The sequence below is a fragment of the Microcoleus sp. Pol12B3 genome, assembly GCF_036701355.1.
GTDB lineage: Bacteria > Cyanobacteriota > Cyanobacteriia > Cyanobacteriales > Microcoleaceae > Microcoleus.
The window spans coordinates 50,746-68,199 of sequence record NZ_JAUBQS010000036.1; the positions used below are offsets into that span (position 1 = coordinate 50,746).

General features: G+C 41.9%; 8 protein-coding genes and 1 pseudogene. 4 read left to right on the forward strand and 5 right to left on the reverse strand.

What is annotated here, in order from left to right; all coding sequences use genetic code 11:
• Positions 1-92 precede the first annotated feature (92 nt).
• The 4 genes from QUA53_RS18585 to QUA53_RS18600 are packed head-to-tail and all read right to left on the reverse strand — an operon-like array spanning position 93 to position 9,973.
• Complete coding sequence (locus QUA53_RS18585) at positions 93-5,111, reverse strand: SAV_2336 N-terminal domain-related protein (protein ID WP_333099079.1); 5,019 nt, start codon at positions 5,109-5,111, stop codon at positions 93-95.
• Entirely contained in the window at positions 5,108-6,154 is a 1,047-nt protein-coding gene (locus tag QUA53_RS18590; protein WP_333099080.1) for a MoxR family ATPase, read from the reverse strand. Before QUA53_RS18590 ends, QUA53_RS18585 begins: the two co-directional genes overlap by 4 nt.
• Before the next feature lie 23 nt (positions 6,155-6,177).
• On the reverse strand, positions 6,178-7,719 hold the full coding sequence (locus QUA53_RS18595) for a VMAP-C domain-containing protein (RefSeq protein ID WP_333099081.1): 1,542 nt from the start codon (positions 7,717-7,719) through the stop codon (positions 6,178-6,180).
• A gap of 25 nt (positions 7,720-7,744) precedes the next feature.
• A complete protein-coding gene (locus QUA53_RS18600) occupies positions 7,745-9,973 on the reverse strand; it encodes a hypothetical protein (protein ID WP_333099083.1) in 2,229 nt (742 codons plus the stop codon).
• A 183-nt stretch (positions 9,974-10,156) separates the two neighbouring features.
• Here QUA53_RS18600 and QUA53_RS18605 point away from each other — a divergent pair, with 183 nt between their 5' ends.
• From QUA53_RS18605 to QUA53_RS29280, 4 genes and pseudogenes are all read left to right on the forward strand, one after another.
• Entirely contained in the window at positions 10,157-11,074 is a 918-nt protein-coding gene (locus tag QUA53_RS18605; RefSeq protein ID WP_333099084.1) for a hypothetical protein, read from the forward strand.
• Between the two features lie 46 nt (positions 11,075-11,120).
• Positions 11,121-12,083: a caspase family protein gene (locus tag QUA53_RS18610; protein WP_333099086.1), complete on the forward strand. Its 963-nt coding sequence runs from the start codon at positions 11,121-11,123 to the stop codon at positions 12,081-12,083.
• Between the two features lie 26 nt (positions 12,084-12,109).
• A complete protein-coding gene (locus QUA53_RS18615) occupies positions 12,110-14,185 on the forward strand; it encodes an NB-ARC domain-containing protein (RefSeq protein WP_333099087.1) in 2,076 nt (691 codons plus the stop codon).
• A gap of 127 nt (positions 14,186-14,312) precedes the next feature.
• A pseudogene (locus QUA53_RS29280) lies at positions 14,313-14,462 on the forward strand (hypothetical protein); the annotation flags it as partial.
• Between the two features lie 45 nt (positions 14,463-14,507).
• Here QUA53_RS29280 and QUA53_RS18620 read toward each other — a convergent pair.
• Complete coding sequence (locus QUA53_RS18620) at positions 14,508-17,363, reverse strand: NACHT domain-containing protein (RefSeq protein ID WP_333099088.1); 2,856 nt, start codon at positions 17,361-17,363, stop codon at positions 14,508-14,510.
• Between the last annotated feature and the right edge of the window lie 91 nt (positions 17,364-17,454).

A 17,454-nucleotide genomic window follows, 5' to 3' on the forward strand; every position in this document is an offset into this window, starting at 1 on the left:
ACCAATAAACGATTATCAAATTCACTGACGGCGACGATTCTTCCACTTATTCAATTCGTCTTTAGCAATAAGTGGATGAACCCCTGGAATTGTCAGTCTTGATCCAAAATGTACTTACGATGGAGAAAATTCCGGAAGCTATTATTATAAATTCTATAGCGTTTCTCCCCATTCATAATTACTTCATGTAAAAACGGCTTCCACTCATTCAATACAGTCTGCACTATGACAGTATCTTCCCCAGAAAAATCACAAATTTGCTGGCGAGAAACAGGCTGCTTCACCTCTCCTAGAATGTAGATAATTTTAATTTTGGCATCAGGCAATGGATTCGCTGTCATTCCCATGCGCCGCCAGTGAAAATCATAGTAACCTTGCAGACCTTGAGGGAATCTTTCAAGACTCAAATCCTTATATAATCCATTTTCAATATCCAGCAGCACGTAGCGCAAGTACATGAAATTGTTTTCACTTTTATCGGCTATTTTGTCAGTGAATATACTAATTTTTTCTTGGCGTTCGTCAATCTGCTGTGACAGATTCTCGCTGTCATCAACTCGATTCTGGATGTATGGGTGTTCGTCAATCTGTTGTGACAGATTCTCGCTGTCATCAACTCGATTCTGGATGTATGGGTGTTCATCAATCTGCTGCCACAGCTTCTCACTGTCATTAACCCGGTTCTGGATGTATAGGCGCACATCACGCTGACTATCAATCTGATAGTCCAACAAATTCATAATTTGTTCGGGTGCGTAGGTTGTCAATGGCACTTCGACACCCCGTCGCCTAGTCATGATGAAATACACCCCATCAGGTAAGTGAGGTGGCAGGTATAAGATATTTGCATCCCTGTAACTGCCTGAGTCTACCTCATCCAAAGCATCAACAGCTATGACTACAGGTTGACCATTCCTTCTTTGGGCTACTTCATCCAACAAATGCCCCAGAAACTCTCCATCTTGCGTCGCATTGGATGGTAAGGAATCATAAGGCATTTGGTAGCGGGCAATCAGTTGGTTGCAGACGCTTTCCAAGAATTGGTCTGCTCGATTTGGCCCTTGCATTTGGACGTTGAAATGAGCGATGCACTCCGTATCCTGCACGTACTTAGCAAGAATTGCGCTTTTTCCCTGTCCGGGGTCGCCCATAATAGTGAAGTAGCCTTTTTTGTTTTCTTGTATGAAGGTTTGGATGGCATCAAACACATATTCGCGTCCAACGAAGCCTTCTGTTTTATCTTGAATCAGCGATTGAAACTGACGGGGTATTTGGATAGCGCCGATGAGAGATTCTATTGGTTTGTCGTTCAGGTTTGGACAAGCAGCCAGTAACGAAAAGAGCTTACGAACCTTCAACTCTTCTAGTCTTTTTCCTTTCCACCAAGCCTCATCATGAGATAGTTCATACTCCAAACTTCTCTTAAACTCTTCCTTGTCAACTCTGTCACCAATAAAAGAGCCACCAAATGCCATAAAATCTGCAAGAAGTTGTTTCTGCCAATCGTGTTGTACTGTTGTTTTAGTGACAGTTCGTAAACCAAATACAAAAGCATCTAAAGCTGCATTATCCATTGTGACAACCTGCACGATACCCCAAGGAAGATGACCGTCTGGTGCATTGGCAGGAGTATGAATAACTTGGCTAGCAGAAATCCAAGTGTTTTGGATGCACCACCCTACACGATCTCCAAATACTTGCGGATTTTTTTCACATTCGTTGAAGATCCGCTTTTGAACGCTGAACCCAAAACGTCTCTCGCTGTACTGCAACCATAAATTATCGATGATTTGTAGAACTTGGCAAGGGAAGTTTTGGATTTGCTCATTGCTAAGCCAGCCTTCTTTTTCTGCATTGACTGCCTTCAGAACGATCCTTCTAGTTGTATCATTTGCTTGTCGCCATTCTCCTGCTGCTAGCAAATATTTTAAACGAATGTACTCGTCTGGAGGAAGTTCTTTAGGAAGTTGTTGCTTTTTGATGGATTCTAGCAATGCTTGGAATGCCTCGTCATTCAGCTCCATGTAGATGCGATCGCCTATATGAATATCCTTTCCTTCCCCAATATTGACATTGTATTTACCTAGTTGGGTGGCAATTTGGGGATCGCCCACACTCAACACCTGACGCAAGAAAGCAATATCGGCTTCAGTCTCCTTACCAGTAGCAAGGCAATCTATGATAGCGCTCAATATCTCTTTTTGTTGACTTGGTAGATGTCCTTGAGGAGCATCTAAAGTAAAAATATGTTTATCCCAAAGCCTCCATTTATCTTGATTTTTTATATACCAGCCAACTGTTTCACCGAATCTCTTATAAATTTCATCATCATAGTATTCAAGTTGACCACCAACGCTTAACCATACTTGCTTTTGTACACTATATCCAAATCGCCCATTGCTATATTTTAACCAAAGCTGGTCAATAGTTTGTAAATCTGTAGAGGGAACTTTTTCCATATCCTCCTCATCAAGCCAGCCTCTCTTTTCTTGACTAGATAGTTGAAGTATTACCATTGCTGTTTCTTTATCAGCTTCTTTCCAATTCTGGGCTATTAGCAATTTACGAAGTTTAGTATAATCAATTTGTTTTTCAGACAGTAGTGGTACATTAGGTAGTCCGTTACCCCCTCTTAACTTAGCAATAATAAAATCACTACCATCTACATCAAAGCAAGGCGTTTGATTGGCATTATGTAATTTTTTTGCGGTTTGGGGGACTGTCTCACTCAAATAACTTACTAAATTAGAAATCTTGATCTCTGTATCCCCTGGTTGATTAGCTACACCCCTTAAAGCTTCTAGAAAATGAAATGTATAAAGACTAATGGAATCATCTTTAAGCCAAGATTTTTGATCGCCTTGAGAAGAAGTAAAAATCATTCTTCCTTTCCCTTGTTTTAATGACGAAATAAACGTCTTAAAAGGTGAAGAATTCGGTGAATTACCCAAGTCATTTAAGAATTCTTCACCGACTTCTTCTGAATGTCTGAAAGTTGCCATATTTCCAGAATGAGCAGCGTCGATTATTACTAACAAACGTTCAGATTCAATTTGTCGTATCCCTTCCGTAAACTCATCTGCTGATAATGCTGAAACCGCCCATTTAAACGGTTCAATATCATGCGGTAAGAGATAGTAACGCTCATCGGCTTTATCGACCCACCCATGTCCAGAATAATAAACAAATACCGTCGCTTCTGAATCTTCTTCAGCCCTTTGTTTAAGCCACAGCAAACCCTCTAAAATATCGAACCGTGTTGCTTTTTCATTATTTAGCACTCGAATATGCTCTTGATTATCAGGATAAGAGCATAACTCAGGATCAACAAGAGTAGTATAAATTGCTTGAGTATCTTTGACTGTAACAGGAAGAGAGAAGGGCGTATATGAACATTCTCCGACTCCAATTAATAAAGCATAACCGTGGTGAAAAGTTTCGCTTGTTGAAATATTTGTAGATAAATTTTTAGCCTTTACAGAATCATTTAACTCCAATTCCTCTGCAACTTTCACATACTCGCCACCCAAACGCCTCAAAACCTGAGCCGTAACAGTTGCAAAATAGCCAACACTTCCAGCAATCTCACTATCCCTAACCTGTTGCGGATTTCTCAAAACAGCAGCAAAATCCTCCAACGATAATCCCAAATTCTTCGCCACATCTTTCGATACCTCATCCACCACATTCAGCACATATCCTGAAGGAACAGAATCAACCAATAACTCCCGCACCCCATCCATAAACTCGTACTGGACATAATCAGGATTCGTCTCCGCATTAATCTCAGATAATGGCTTTAACAATCCGCCTAAAAACACCTCAGCCACATGAACCTGTTGAGACTCTTTTAACAACGTCCTCTGAATTAATCGCACAATCGGTAAACTAATCGCAGGTGCAGCAGCCAACAATCCCGCCAATTTACGCGCCATTGGTGAAGCCGTCACCCGAAACGCCTGAACGCGCTGTTCCGCACTCTGTTGACCATAATTCAGATTAAATAACTCTCTTCCTTTATTAACAGGAATTGGATCTAACTTAAACACATATCCCGATGTCCAAATACCGCCCTTTCCTGACAACATTTGCGCCCAATTCGCCACCTTATCCGGTTCTAAAGTAAATACAGGAACTTTAACCCCCCGCGTCTCCTCCAATTCATCCCACAATGACACTTCTTTAGCAATTAATTTCTGGTTAAACTCCCCAGGATTCAACCCTTGTAACCGTACTTCTGAAGCCCGTCCTAAAGCCGTTCTCTTCCACAACCAGTTAGGAAGCATCTGCACAATTGCCATAGAACCTTGTTTTGCCCAGATTTCTAACGTAGTTGTCATCTTCCCATCGCGCCATAGGGATGAGACACAATCACTCACCACCAACACTAAACGACGACCACTGGGGTCAATTAATTCGGCTGGGCTACGAGGCGATTGATTTTTAGCGGTTGCCCCGATACCTCGACGAATCTGCACTTGTTCGAGATTATCCGCAATCAATCCCCAAACCCGCACATCTCGGAAAATTCCATAGTTTTTCAGTAACCGTTCCAATTCCCTGATGGTATGTCGCCAAATCTGCATCGAGATTCCTTCATCTACCACCAATTCCAGGTCTAACCAAGGTTCTAGAGTTGGCTTTAATACAGGTAGCCAAAGCCCTTCATTGGCAATTCGTTGAGTAGTAGCAGATTCATCTAACACCAAGGTTGTGCCAGAGGGAATACGACGCATCAAAGGTTTTAATGCCCGTGCTAAAGTTAGAGGTTCGCGCAAAGAACGGGCATCACCGACTTTAAAAGACAATTCTGATTTGAAAAGAGTTTCCTGTTGATTTCGAGGATAAATCCCCGCTTTCTGTTCGTCTGGTGACTGTTTTGATGCGGTTTCCCCTGAGTCTGAAGTTTTAGTTTTTGTCTCTGGCAATGTTTCCCCCTCTAACTCCTCGTTTTTTAAGGAGGGCTGGGAGAAATCGTTTTTTAACTTCTGGGTAGCAGTTGACTCAGATTGAGATTCTTGTATTTGCAGTGCCAGCCAAATCGTATCAGCAATCTCTTCGGCTGACAATTCCAGTTCCTTACTAAGTGCAGTAATTAAAGTATCAATCATCTGTCCTCCGAACTGGTTAAATATTTCATCAACACATCAACCAAGTTTTTTTCATCTGCTTCTTCTGGTTTAAACTCACGAGTAACCATATAAATCGCATTCAGCAGTTGATCTGTGGCAATATCACCTCCCTCTCGCAAGTGTATAAATTTCTCGATTAATTTCTCTATTTTACCCTCATCCTGTGTCAACACATCATTACCCAAATGTGCTTTGACAATATCCTTCAACGCCTTGGCATCAGGGTCATAGGGCATATTCAACCGCAGGCAACGCCTGAGAAAAGCAGGTGGAAAATCTCGTTCACCGTTGTTAGTCAAGATAATCAAGGGAAAATTCTGACAGCCCACTCGCCCGTTAATAATGGGAACATCTATGCCATCATAGGTGCGAACTTCTACCCGGTTTACTTCTTTAGCAATCCGAGATAATTCTGGTATTTCAAACTCCCCTTCTTCAAATAAATTGAGTAAGTCATTGGGTAAATTAATATCACTTTTATCTATTTCATCAATTAACAAAACACGGGGACGGCGGGAAGGAAGCAGGGCTGTGCCCAAAGCCCTAAGCTGAATGTAGCGACCAATATCTTTACTTTCATCCTTCATTTGCACATCTTGCAGACGTGCGATCGCATCATAACGATACAATCCTTCCTGTAAAGTAGAACGAGCGGTAATATACCAAGGCAATACAGCCCCCAACTTCAATTCGTAAGCAACTGCATAAGCTAAAGAAGTTTTCCCCGTTCCTGGCTTTCCTGTCACTAACAAAGGTCGTCTTAAATACAGGGCAGCATTGACCATATTAATCACACTATTGCGATCGTTGCTATTATCGGTATGAATTCTAAAACTTTGCCCTCTTTCCTTATTCCTGGTATTTTCATCTAAACCTTGACAATAGTCTTGCCAGCGTTGTTCAATTTCTTGAACTATTGCATCATCTGCCCCGACAAAATTACGCCAATTAGGAGGTTCAGGAAGACGATTAATATCATCATGGGGTTCGTTATTGCCTTTTAAAATTTTCCAGTCTGTCATATGTTTGAATTTCCAATCTATTGTTATTGTCCGGGCGAGTTCAACTCAACCATTATATCAGGAGTTAAACGATAAGGATTTTCCCAAAGAAGAGCTAAATGATGCCCTAAATGTTCATCTGTTTGAGCATTATCAGCCTCTTCCCTATGATGTCTAACTGATTCACTTAAATTACATAATGGTTTAAAAGTTAAGATGTCATTGATCGCTGTTACTTGATCCAAATTAGCAATATCAGCTCTTGTCCAAATAGCAATAGGCGTTGTTGCTATTAAGATAGCATTAAATAAATCTTTTCTGATAGATTTAGAATGAGTACAAGTAACTTTCAGTCCAATTTTTTCTTTTAACTTCCTGCTCAATAACTTGCAGTTAAAACTTTCTATTTCTTGAAGATGTTCAAAATTTTCTTGGGTAGGCTCATTCTGTAAAATCTCCCTAACCTTATCCCAAGATTGATACCATTGAGACAAATAAGAATACAAATACTTAAGGTTGAGACGTTCTAGCAATCTCAGTCGAACTGGATACTTAATTCCTAAAGTAATGTCATCTACAATTGGGTCAGTAATTTTCCAACGATCTATCTCCATACACATTAAATGGCAGGGCAAGAAAATTTCTATGGTTAAGTTATACTTTCTTCCTATAAGATACCTAAGAGCTTTTTCGAGAAAGTTGTTAAGTTCTGTAGGAATTTGAGTCAACTTACATAATTTTCCTGCCTGTTGTTCATTCTGGTCAAGCAGGGACTGAAATTTTGATAAATTTTGTACCGAATCATCCATAATTAACCAAGCATTTAGCAAGAATTTCTCATCATCGGGATCGTCAGGAACAAGTGTAGCAATGAGGTATGATTTAAGTGGCCCTAATTGGTTATAAAAAAAATCTGTTGACGATTTATTCTTACCCTTCTCTGGATACTTTTTTGATGGAAATTTGTTTGCAATTCGATCGCGGATTTCTACAGGTACATTTTGGTCTTGACTTAAGCGTTCAAAGAACTGCGAAAGCTGCCTAAATTCGTTCAGTTTTTTTAAGACTGTTGCGATATTATTTCCCGCTAAATCCGATACATCCGCATTGGGAGGTGGTAAATCCCATACATCCGCATCGGGGGGTAAGGAATCTTGGTATGCTTTTTGGATGCTTTCGGAGGGGATACCAGAAAAATCTAAATCTTGAAATGATTCTTGAGAAAAGCTGTCAAAGTTACTATCTTTAGCTACTAATTGAATAAATATGCAATTTTCGTAAACATTCCGTTTATCAATATCTCTTCCTGCTGCATCCCCACCCTGAGTATTTTGATGAATACCGCTAGTTTCTTGAATGGTTTTAACTAAGGCTTCCATTGCTTCCTTATCCCACTGTTGGTAAATGCGATCGCCGATGTGAATTTCTTTTCCTTCCGTAATATTGACATTATACTTGCCTAGTTGGATGGACAGTTGGCGATCGTTCAAACTCAGTAGCTGCTGCAATATTGCAATATCTTCGTCAGTTTGTTTAGCAGTAGTAATGCGATCAATAATGCTACTTAGCTCATCAGGATTCGTCATCTCTCAGGCTCTCCATAAATTATGTCTACCTTTCCAATGGCATTTCTGCAAAATGCTTTTGCAATAATATATGGATGAAACGATAGCGTCCACCGACAGATTGGAGGAATATACGTTCCTTGCAGTAGTCAAGAAAGCGGGCATAGTTCCAAGGGATATAGCCGTTGCAGCAGAGGATAAGGCGTAAGATAAAATGTTGGATGCAGGCTGTACCTGATTCAGTAAGTCCAAAGAATGTTCCGGCCAACATTCCTGCAATAACGATAACTACAGTATCTGGTAAAGATAATATGGCAGATGCTGGTGTGGCAGATTTATTAAAAAGCAACGAGATAATCTGAACAAATGCTTGTTCTCTCATCAAATAAACTGATAACCCCAGCCATACACTTCCTAAACTTGCAAAACATATCGCATGGTAAAATGATTTTTTGATACCTTGGTTAGGCTCGATTGTAATTTTTAGTTGCGGGCCCCTCATTTCCTGAATACTTACTAGAATAGGTGTTATAAGCATAAAAAAACCTAAAGCTGGTGGTTGCCACTTGAATAAGGGAAAAGCGACTAAAGTTATAATCCAGGTAATAAATCCTATCAAATAACCAAGGATTAATGATTTAGCCATACTCCCTAAAGACATATTCAAGTTTTCTACTGGTTGTATTTTTGGGGATTGTCCAATAGTCAAGAAAGCCCAAATGCCAGAGAATATAGCCGTAAAAATACCAAGAATCAGACAAACAATTAGACCTATAAATATATTTATAAAATGGGAAACAATGAAAAAAATTATTGTTGCTATAATTGAAGAAAAAATAAAACTAAACAAACATCCTACCCCTAAAGCATAAATTTTTCTATTATTTTTATTGGGCAACCAATCAGGCTGAATTTTTTCAATTAAAAATCCTGTTAAAAGTTCTGTATCATGCTGCCTTTGTAACTGATTTGCTAGATAACATAGCCATTTTCTAGTTTGGTGTTTCTTGGGAGTATTTTTATTTTTATAAGCACGACTACTCCACCCCTGCAACTCCATTTCTGAAGTTACAATATCTCTTTCTATAGCAGCTTTCCAGTAAGCATCAAAGAGGTATTGATACTGTGTATCAGTTAATATTGTGTTTTGAAATTCTTGAATAGACAAGGTTTTATGAACCGAAATAAATCCTATAACTGACAAAAATAGAGGTGTTCTTACTAGACTCAATAGTTCGGCATTGAGTTGCAGCATATTCCAAGTTTCTCTTTCATTGATCCCTTCTAAATAAGTCTGAATTTGTTCATCTGTAAGTTCTTTTAACACAATAGCAGCATTGAGATTTAAGCGTGTCTCCTGCCGGGATACAACTTCTTCAGATCCCTGCTGAACATCTTGCTGCCATTGCCCTCGAACAACTTTCTCGTATTCTTCTTGACGACTGCACACCACTAAATATTGCGGATGATACTCATGTAAAAACTCATTAATTTTCTGCACACAGAGCTCCTGACGCACTGACTCCAATTCATCTAATCCATCTAACATCGGCAGCAACTTAGCATCATCGACCCACTTCGCAACAATATCTTTCCGTATTCCATATTTCGACTTAACCTCCAAAACTAACCAATCACGCATAGACTGCTTATCCTCCTTCCAACCTGAAAGGTTACACAGCACTGGAATTACGCAATCAGCATCTTGTTCAGCTCGCCCAATCAAAGCTTTTGCTAAATCTACCATTGTAGTTGTCTTGCCAGCACCTGGTTTACCTAAAACCAGCAATTTACCTGCAATTTCTTCTCGATCGAATACTTCCAAAATAGTTTGAGAATCAGGAATGGGTTTGCTAGGTTGACTCCCAATTCTAATGTCTGAACTCCAAAGACACTTTACCTGCTCTGGTTGTTCTTCCTTCGCCAAATTTATGCACACCGCATTGTGCAAAGATTGATTTAGTCGGGAAACAACTTCTTCCTTCACAGCTTGCAGCAATAATTTCTCATTACGGGGACGTTGGGCTTTTTGCTTTTCTTGTAGAACCGAACGCAACGCTTCTCTGATGGCTTCAGCATCTGCACCTTGGTAAATACGATCGCCTATCTGAAAATCCCGTCCGTCAGCAATATTGACGATATTATTGCCTACCTGCACTACATTCTGACCGTCACGCGATCGCAGCAAAGAGCGCATGGTTTGTATATCCTCTGCGGTTTCCTCACCATTCGCAATCCGGTCAAAAATAGCGCTTAAGTGTTCGTAGGAGCTCATTTGTGACGCTGGTTATGAATCTTGCTTAACATAGGTAGATGCTAGAAACCTGAAAAATGCTGTAATTACTCGTATTGATTATTACACATACTACGTTTTGTCTGCTAACATGACATATAAGCACCCTGATACAGGAATTCGTGTTAGTAAATATTTATACTTCATACGGAAGATAGGAAAGTAGTGAGTAGTGTATTCGATGATATTAAGGTTATCGGTGAATCCGAAGACCCGGAATGGATAGCTGTAAAGCTGGAACAGATGAAAGACCCCGATGTGCAGAGTATTGTTGCAGCCGATACTAATCTGGAACAAGGTGAAAAAGGGATTTTGGAGTTTTTGAACTTAGTCCAAGACCAGCCTTGGATGCACGCAACCCACAAATTTGGCTACATAGCCCCCCGCCAGTCTGGTTCGATCGAACCTCTACTCATCCAACATCCTAGTGCAATTGAACCGGATTACACTCTCAAAAATAGTCGCATCAACATTCGCCTCGATCGCCTGCACATTGAAAAGTATCCCGGCGGAGGTACACACAATGTCATGATAACTTTTGCAGCCAGAAACCAGGTAGCCGAGACGCAAGAGTCAGTCAGCTTCAGCCAAACCTATCGGGTACAAGAGGGACAGTCGGCGGGTATTGCCGGCTACCCCGTGTTTTTTGGGTTGAACGTCGGTTCTCAAGGAGTAGCCTTTGAATGCTCGACCGTGAATGTTAAAAATGATGAAGACCAGGCAATATTAGCAGCTTTAGAATCTTCACCGTTTCAAAGTGGACTCAAACTATTGACAACAGCCCAGCCTGCGATCGCACCTTTTACAGAAATCACCTTGGGAGTTGTGAAATTATTAGCACAGCGTCATGAAAATGTCGCCGTCCAGAAATTTTACCTTGGCTTGGATTTTGAAGATTCCGCGATGGGGTGTCGTCTAGCCGAGGGTAATTATATTGCGGCACAGATACCTGATGAAATAACAATTGATTGGAAGCGGTGGGTTTACAAACCGGATCTAGATGCAATCGTGCATCAAGCAGATAGATATGAAATGCTACCTTACAACTATGTAATTTTTCGCGTTAGTCGCTACGAAGAATAAAAAATTAGCTTGCTCGGAACCAATGTATTTGATGGAGAAAATAGAAATGAACGAGAAATTTAATCACGGATATGCACTGTTAATTGGTGTGGGAGAGTCAGCTTATAGTAAATTGTCTCTGCCAGTAACTGTAAAAGATACTCAGGCAATTTATGCTGCTTTAATTGACCCCGAACTGTGTACTTATATAGATGACAAAGAGCATATTCGAGTTCTGAATAACCAAGATGCAACGAAGTCAGGTATTTTGGAGGGATTAAATTGGTTAAAAGAACAGGCTGGAACTGACCCTAATGCAACTATATTTATTTACTACTCGGGTCATGGCTGGGTAGATAAAAACACTAACCGTTATTATTTACTACAAAATGATATTAAGCCGACTAAAATTGCTAGTTCTGCACTAGCAGCAGAAACCTTCACTGAGGCATTGCGAGAAATTAAAGCTGAACGTTTGTTAGTTGTCATTGATAGTTGTCATGCCGCAGGTATGGCAACTTCTAAAGAAGCTGATTTGGAACTTGATGAAGAATTTGATGATTTTATCCGAGTTGCTCCTTCTAAAGGTTTGATGGAGGAATTGAAACAAGGTAAAGGTAGAGTTGTTTTTACCTCTTCCGAAGGTGAGCAAAAATCTTGGATAAAAGATGACTCACTCAGTATCTACACTTATCATTTTCTGGAAGCTTTGCAAGGTGCAGGCAATAAGCCAGGTGAAACGGAAGTTCGCGTTTCTAATTTAATGAATCATGTGGGCAGAGCAGTACCTGAAAGTGCCATAAAGCTGAATAAAGAACAAACTCCTCAATTTGATATAACAGGAGGAGATTTTGTGATTGCCAAGCTGCGGGGTGGTAAAGGTCTACCGGGTAAAGGATGGGATGAGGTTAAGCCGGAAGCCACACAAAAAATTAATAAAATTGCTGATGTTATAAATCAACATGGGAAGTTTATTACTAATATTAATGAAGCCAGCAATTTCCACATAGGTGATGTTTATAACAAATAACTGCTCGTGGCAATAAGGAGTAGCTAATGTCTACCTCTGATGAGCTAAAGAATATTGTTGAAAACTTGATTGCAGAAGTCAAGATAGACGAAGCAATTGAAGTTTTGCGGCAGGCTCATGAATGTGGAGAGAAGATTACCCTTCAACTTGGGAAGTCAATTGTCAATATTGGTCAGGGTAAGGATATTCACATTGGCGATCGCACTTACGTCACTTGGAATGATGAAGCCATTCAAGCCCTAATCGAGGTTGTTCAAAAGCAACACCCAAAACCAGTTGGAATTCCTGCAAACCTTCCCTACAGTGGCGTGGTGGAGTTTATTGGTCGGGATGAGGTTATGTCGCAACTCCATCAGATGTTGCAACAGAGTCATCGCGTTGCCGTTTCTGCGATCGCCGGGATGGGTGGTGTCGGCAAGACGGAACTGGCATTACAATATGCGCTGAAATACCAGCCCATTTATCCGGCAGGGATTTGCTGGCTCTCGGCAAGAGGCGGGGATGTGGGAACTCAGATTGTGCAGTTTGGACGCTCGCTCCTGGACCTCAATCCATCCGAAGACTTGGAATTATTAGAGCAGGTGACGTTTTGCTGGCGACACTGGCAATCTGGGGAAGTGCTGCTGGTGTTCGATGATGTTACAGACTACGCCGCGATTAAACCCTATTTACCGCCCTCAACTGCATCTCACTTCAAGGTGCTGATTACTACCCGTCTGCGGTTGGGTGCGTCTGTCAAGCAGTTGGAACTGGAAGTGCTGGATGAATCAGCCGCACTGGAACTGTTGGAGTCACTGGTCGGGGGCGATAGGGTTCAGATGGAGCGAGACTGCGCCCAGCAGCTTTGCGCTCAGTTGGGCTACTTGCCGTTAGGACTGGAATTGGTAGGACGGTATCTTGTTCGCAAACCCGATTTGTTGTTGGCAACAATGCTACAACGGTTGCAACAGAAGCGATTAGCAACAAGGGCATTGTGTCAAACGGATGCAGATATGACGGCGCAATTGGGGGTTGCGGCAGCGTTTGAGTTGAGTTGGGAAATCTTGTCAGAAAGCGCGAAACCGCTCGGGTATTTGCTAAGTCTGTTTGCCGCTGCCCCGATTCCCTGGTGGCTGGTAGAGAAGTGCTTGGCTGACCAAGACTCGGAGACTCTGGAAGAAACCCGCGACAGTGAGTTGCTCAATCTGCACCTGTTGCAACGAACAAACCCCGGAACCTATCGCCTGCATCCCCTAATTCGCGACTTTTTTCAAACAAAATCATTTGCTTATCAGATAGTTGATTACGATGAAGCCTTTCACCGATTTTGGAAATTAAGGGATCATCTCAAACGGGGAGGACACTGGACGTTGTTAAAAGTCATGTGCGAGAAGCTTTTGCCATTTATTGAAGAGGGGGAAAAAGCATCCTGCTTAATCCTCATTGGGGAGATAAGCATTGAATTCGGTGATTTAGAAGAAGCTGAACAGCATTTTAAAAATGCCATCCCAATTGCCCAAACACAAAGTGATGAAACTAATGTTAAGCTTTGCAATCTCCAATTAGAGCTTATTAGTAATTTTCGAGAAGGGGACATTTTGGATGAGATGAGTTTCAACTCAAAAGCAGAGTACAAACGTCTCTACCCAAATCCATCAGAGTTAACAGGATTTGACTTTCCAGAGTTTCTAGCGGATAACAAGCGACAGAGCGCAGCTTTGAGTGCTAATATACAGCGCAAACTATTGGAATTTCAACGGCAAATGTATCGTGATTTTATAACTGAACATGGAGAGTCTGAACTGGCTAATACTACTTTTCTTCCAATAATTGGTGAGATATTAGTCAAGTTGGGAGAGGCTGAAATTAATGCTGGCAATCTAGAAATTGCAAGGGAAACTTTACAAGAAGCTCTCGAAATCGTTAATAATTGCCACATGATGAAACACATAGCGCTAACGAACTATCATCTAGCCCGACTTGAACAATTCCTTCACAACATGGACTTAGCGCAAATTTACTATGCTTGTGCCTGCAATATCCTTCAAAGTCTCGGTGCAGTAAGAGAACTGAAGCGTATTCAACAGGAGTGGCAACATATAATAAATGATCGCAACACGTAGGGATGCTTCAATCTACAAAGCATAGCGCTTCTAAATCATTTTTTGCGGAAGTATATTAGAGCAATCGAAAGAGTGCGATTGCCGCCAAACATTAAGTAATGATGAGTTCTGAGCAGTTAAACCCATCATTGAGCGGATTGCATCGGAAATGCAGACGGCGATTGATGTTGACTCGCTTCGAGTTGCCATGACCGATCGCAACCAAGATTTACGGGGCAAATATAACGTCTGTATTGGTCAAGGACAGGATATTCACATTGGCGATCGCACTTACGTTACTTGGAATGAGATTTATCGGGAGAGGAGCTATGATTTTGCCAAACTAAGTATGCCAAGCTTTGTAGAAGTCTGGGTATGGTATTTTTTGAGAGGAGAGCCAAATTATTTCATAGCAAATAAGCGGGAATTGAGGGGAAACATTTTCTTCAAGTGGATTTTGAAGATATCTTTTCAATCCTTGTACTATTGTAGTCAGCAGAACTCCTCGCAGGCTTTCTCTTAAAGCTCTAACAGCCCAAAAACGTTCTAAATCCTCTCCTTGGTTTGCAACTTCAATCAAATAGTGAATAACTTCTTGGTCATTAGCACCAATTTTCCCAAGAATCATTAAGATTTTCCAGTAAAGAGTATCATTATCTAACCTGATTTTATTGTCATTAGCTAATTCCATCAGAAAATTAATAGCACCTGAATGAGCGAAATCCACTTCCAACTCTAGTTTAGCCAGATCATTACTAATAAAATGCATCTCTGAAGAGAATGACTCTGAGAATTTCTGATTGTGAGGATCGAACCTTCTACTCCAACTTGTCCACTGTTCAAGAAAATTAAGTTTACTTTTCAATCGTTCAACTATTGCAGTTATTTCATCTTTACCAAGATTTGGAAGGCTAGAGCTGTATTTATCTGCTGCTTCCCGTTTAATGTGCTGTGACTTGCTAACGTCTAGTAATTGTTTTAGTGCCTTCTGATCTCTAGCTTGTAAACGTTGCCATGTATCCCAACTCATGTGTTGTACTTTAAGCAATATTTTGATAGCTTTTGAGTTAGTCAGGTTTGGTTGATTACTTAACAACCAAAAAGCTGCTTTCTCCCCAGTAAAATCTGGTGGTTCGTAGTCAAGTTTAGCAAAATCTTCCGCTGTACTAGAATCCAGTATTTTATTTAAAGCCTCAATAGCCTTTGAATTACTAGGTGAAATTTGCAATAAGTAAACTGCAATGTCACAAAGAGATTCTCTATCTTCTAGATTAAGATTAAGTAGATTGCTTAAAGTAATGATTAACCGTTGGCGATCTGTTTCTTGCAATGCAGTGATGAATGGCTCTTTAAAGGGACTAGCAAAACCCTTCTGCCAAGTCTGTTGGTTTACATCGAAGTAACCAAAAGCTTTTCCCACGATCAGTGACACAATTTCATCAGCCCACTGACATTCATTAAATTCTACGAGCCCTGCTGCTGCCAAGCAAATTGCTTGCTCCCAATAAAAGTCCTCACATCCCTCGTCAAAAGTTGTGATTGCCCATACGAATGCCTCTTTTTCCTTTTTGGATAGATTACATCTGCCTAACCACAGCAAAATTACTTCCTTCCATTGGAATTCAAAAATCCGATAATTCGCATCTAGATGACTGGGATTCTCAGGAATATGATTCAGGAAAAAGTGCCAATCCTCAATCGCCAGTGCAGCAAAATACTCCTGAAAAGTCGGATGGAAAAACGCATACACCCCCTTCCTAGGATTCTCTGCCTCCACCCCCACCTTATTCAACCATCCCAACCGCAACGCCAACCCAAACAACGAATCAGGTTCATCCGGTTCACCCAAAAACTCACACACAAACTCATGCCGCAGCCGAAATCGTGTTGCTTCCTTATCAATCGCCTCCCGCGCCAATTCCCCTAACGCTGCATTCAACTGCCTCTGCTGCTTCACCGTCGTCGAAAAATGCTCTCGCTTCCACTCATAAAAATCCGCCACAAACTGCTCATACAGTCCCGCCTTCGTCTCTGGCAGCGTTCCCTCCCCTAGATACCAGTTGAAACACAGCAGCATCAGCCGCAGCGGATTCTTCATCAAATCCCGAATCCGTTCCTTTCCCGATACCTTCAGCGCCGCACACAACCGTTTCGCCTGCACCCCCTGCCCTTCTGGCAACGCCCCAAACCACTGCCCAATAAACCGCTCCACCTGCTGCGGATAAGAAAACTCCAGCGTGCGATAGGTATCAAACGTATCGACGAGCGCATTGTGGCCATCCCACAGATTCAACCGACAACTCAACACAATTCGCGCCTGTGAGAGCAATCCTCCCATCCGCAACTGTCGCTCCATCTCTCCCAATGGATTGCCGGATGACACCTGCATTTCATCCACCCCATCCAGCAACAGCCACACTCGCCCCTGCTGAAACTGGGCAACAAAGGCATCCTTAACTTGTCCAGAGGCTTCCGCTTGCCCCAGCTTCCGGGCAACCGCTTGCAGCCATCGTTCCAACAAATACGCTTCTAGTTCTTGCCCCCGCAAATCTGCCAGCGACACCCAAATCGCGATCACACTCTCTCCCTGCTCACTCACCCATTGGGCAATCTGCTGCAACAGCGTCGTCTTTCCAGCTCCCGGTTCCCCAATGATGGCAAGGCGCTTCCCCCGACTCTTGGGACTTTGCCCCTGCCGCAATACCTGTTCGAGAAACTGCTCGTGTTCAAAGCGCTGGGTAATCTCTGTTTCTTCGTACAGCAATGAACCCTGCTCTGGAGACACATCCTCCCCTCGCCGAGTCTGCCGCTTGCGCTCCACCAATCCCAAGGGCACATACACCTGCTCGGTTCGATAGCTAATCCCCTCGCCACTGGTTAGCGGGTTGGTGGTGAGCCGCAGTTGCTCCTCCAGCATCGCTTGACTGACAGCGTGCCAGTCAATGTTGGGCAAAGGAGTCGTCGGTTGGAGGAATTCCCGGAGTGCTTCAACGTCAACTTGGTAAATGCGATCGCCAATGTGAATCTCGCCCCCCTGCACCTGCCCAATATTCGTATTGAACTTGCCATCCTGAGAGACGAATTGCAGCGTAGTGCCACTGACTTGGAGCCACTGCCGCAGTTGGGCAACTTCTGACTCATCTCGGCTGCCATTGAGAATGCGTTCGACAATCGCTATCAACTCATCAGAGCTAGGCATTTGCAGGTCAACTTATACCATTTTTTTAAAGATGTGATAGAGATAAAGAATGTAAAATCCAAGACCATCCGGTGAGAAAACAAATGACGCG

Excerpts from the sequence above, each read along its gene's own strand:
- QUA53_RS18585 (WP_333099079.1), bottom strand. The coding sequence starts at position 5,111 with ATGATTGATACTTTAATTACTGCACTTAGTAAGGAACTGGAATTGTCA.
- QUA53_RS18590 (WP_333099080.1), bottom strand. The coding sequence starts at position 6,154 with ATGACAGACTGGAAAATTTTAAAAGGCAATAACGAACCCCATGATGAT.
- QUA53_RS18595 (WP_333099081.1), bottom strand. The coding sequence starts at position 7,719 with ATGACGAATCCTGATGAGCTAAGTAGCATTATTGATCGCATTACTACT.
- QUA53_RS18600 (WP_333099083.1), bottom strand. The coding sequence starts at position 9,973 with ATGAGCTCCTACGAACACTTAAGCGCTATTTTTGACCGGATTGCGAAT.
- QUA53_RS18610 (WP_333099086.1), top strand. The coding sequence starts at position 11,121 with ATGAACGAGAAATTTAATCACGGATATGCACTGTTAATTGGTGTGGGA.
- QUA53_RS18615 (WP_333099087.1), top strand. The coding sequence starts at position 12,110 with ATGTCTACCTCTGATGAGCTAAAGAATATTGTTGAAAACTTGATTGCA.
- QUA53_RS18620 (WP_333099088.1), bottom strand. The coding sequence starts at position 17,363 with ATGCCTAGCTCTGATGAGTTGATAGCGATTGTCGAACGCATTCTCAAT.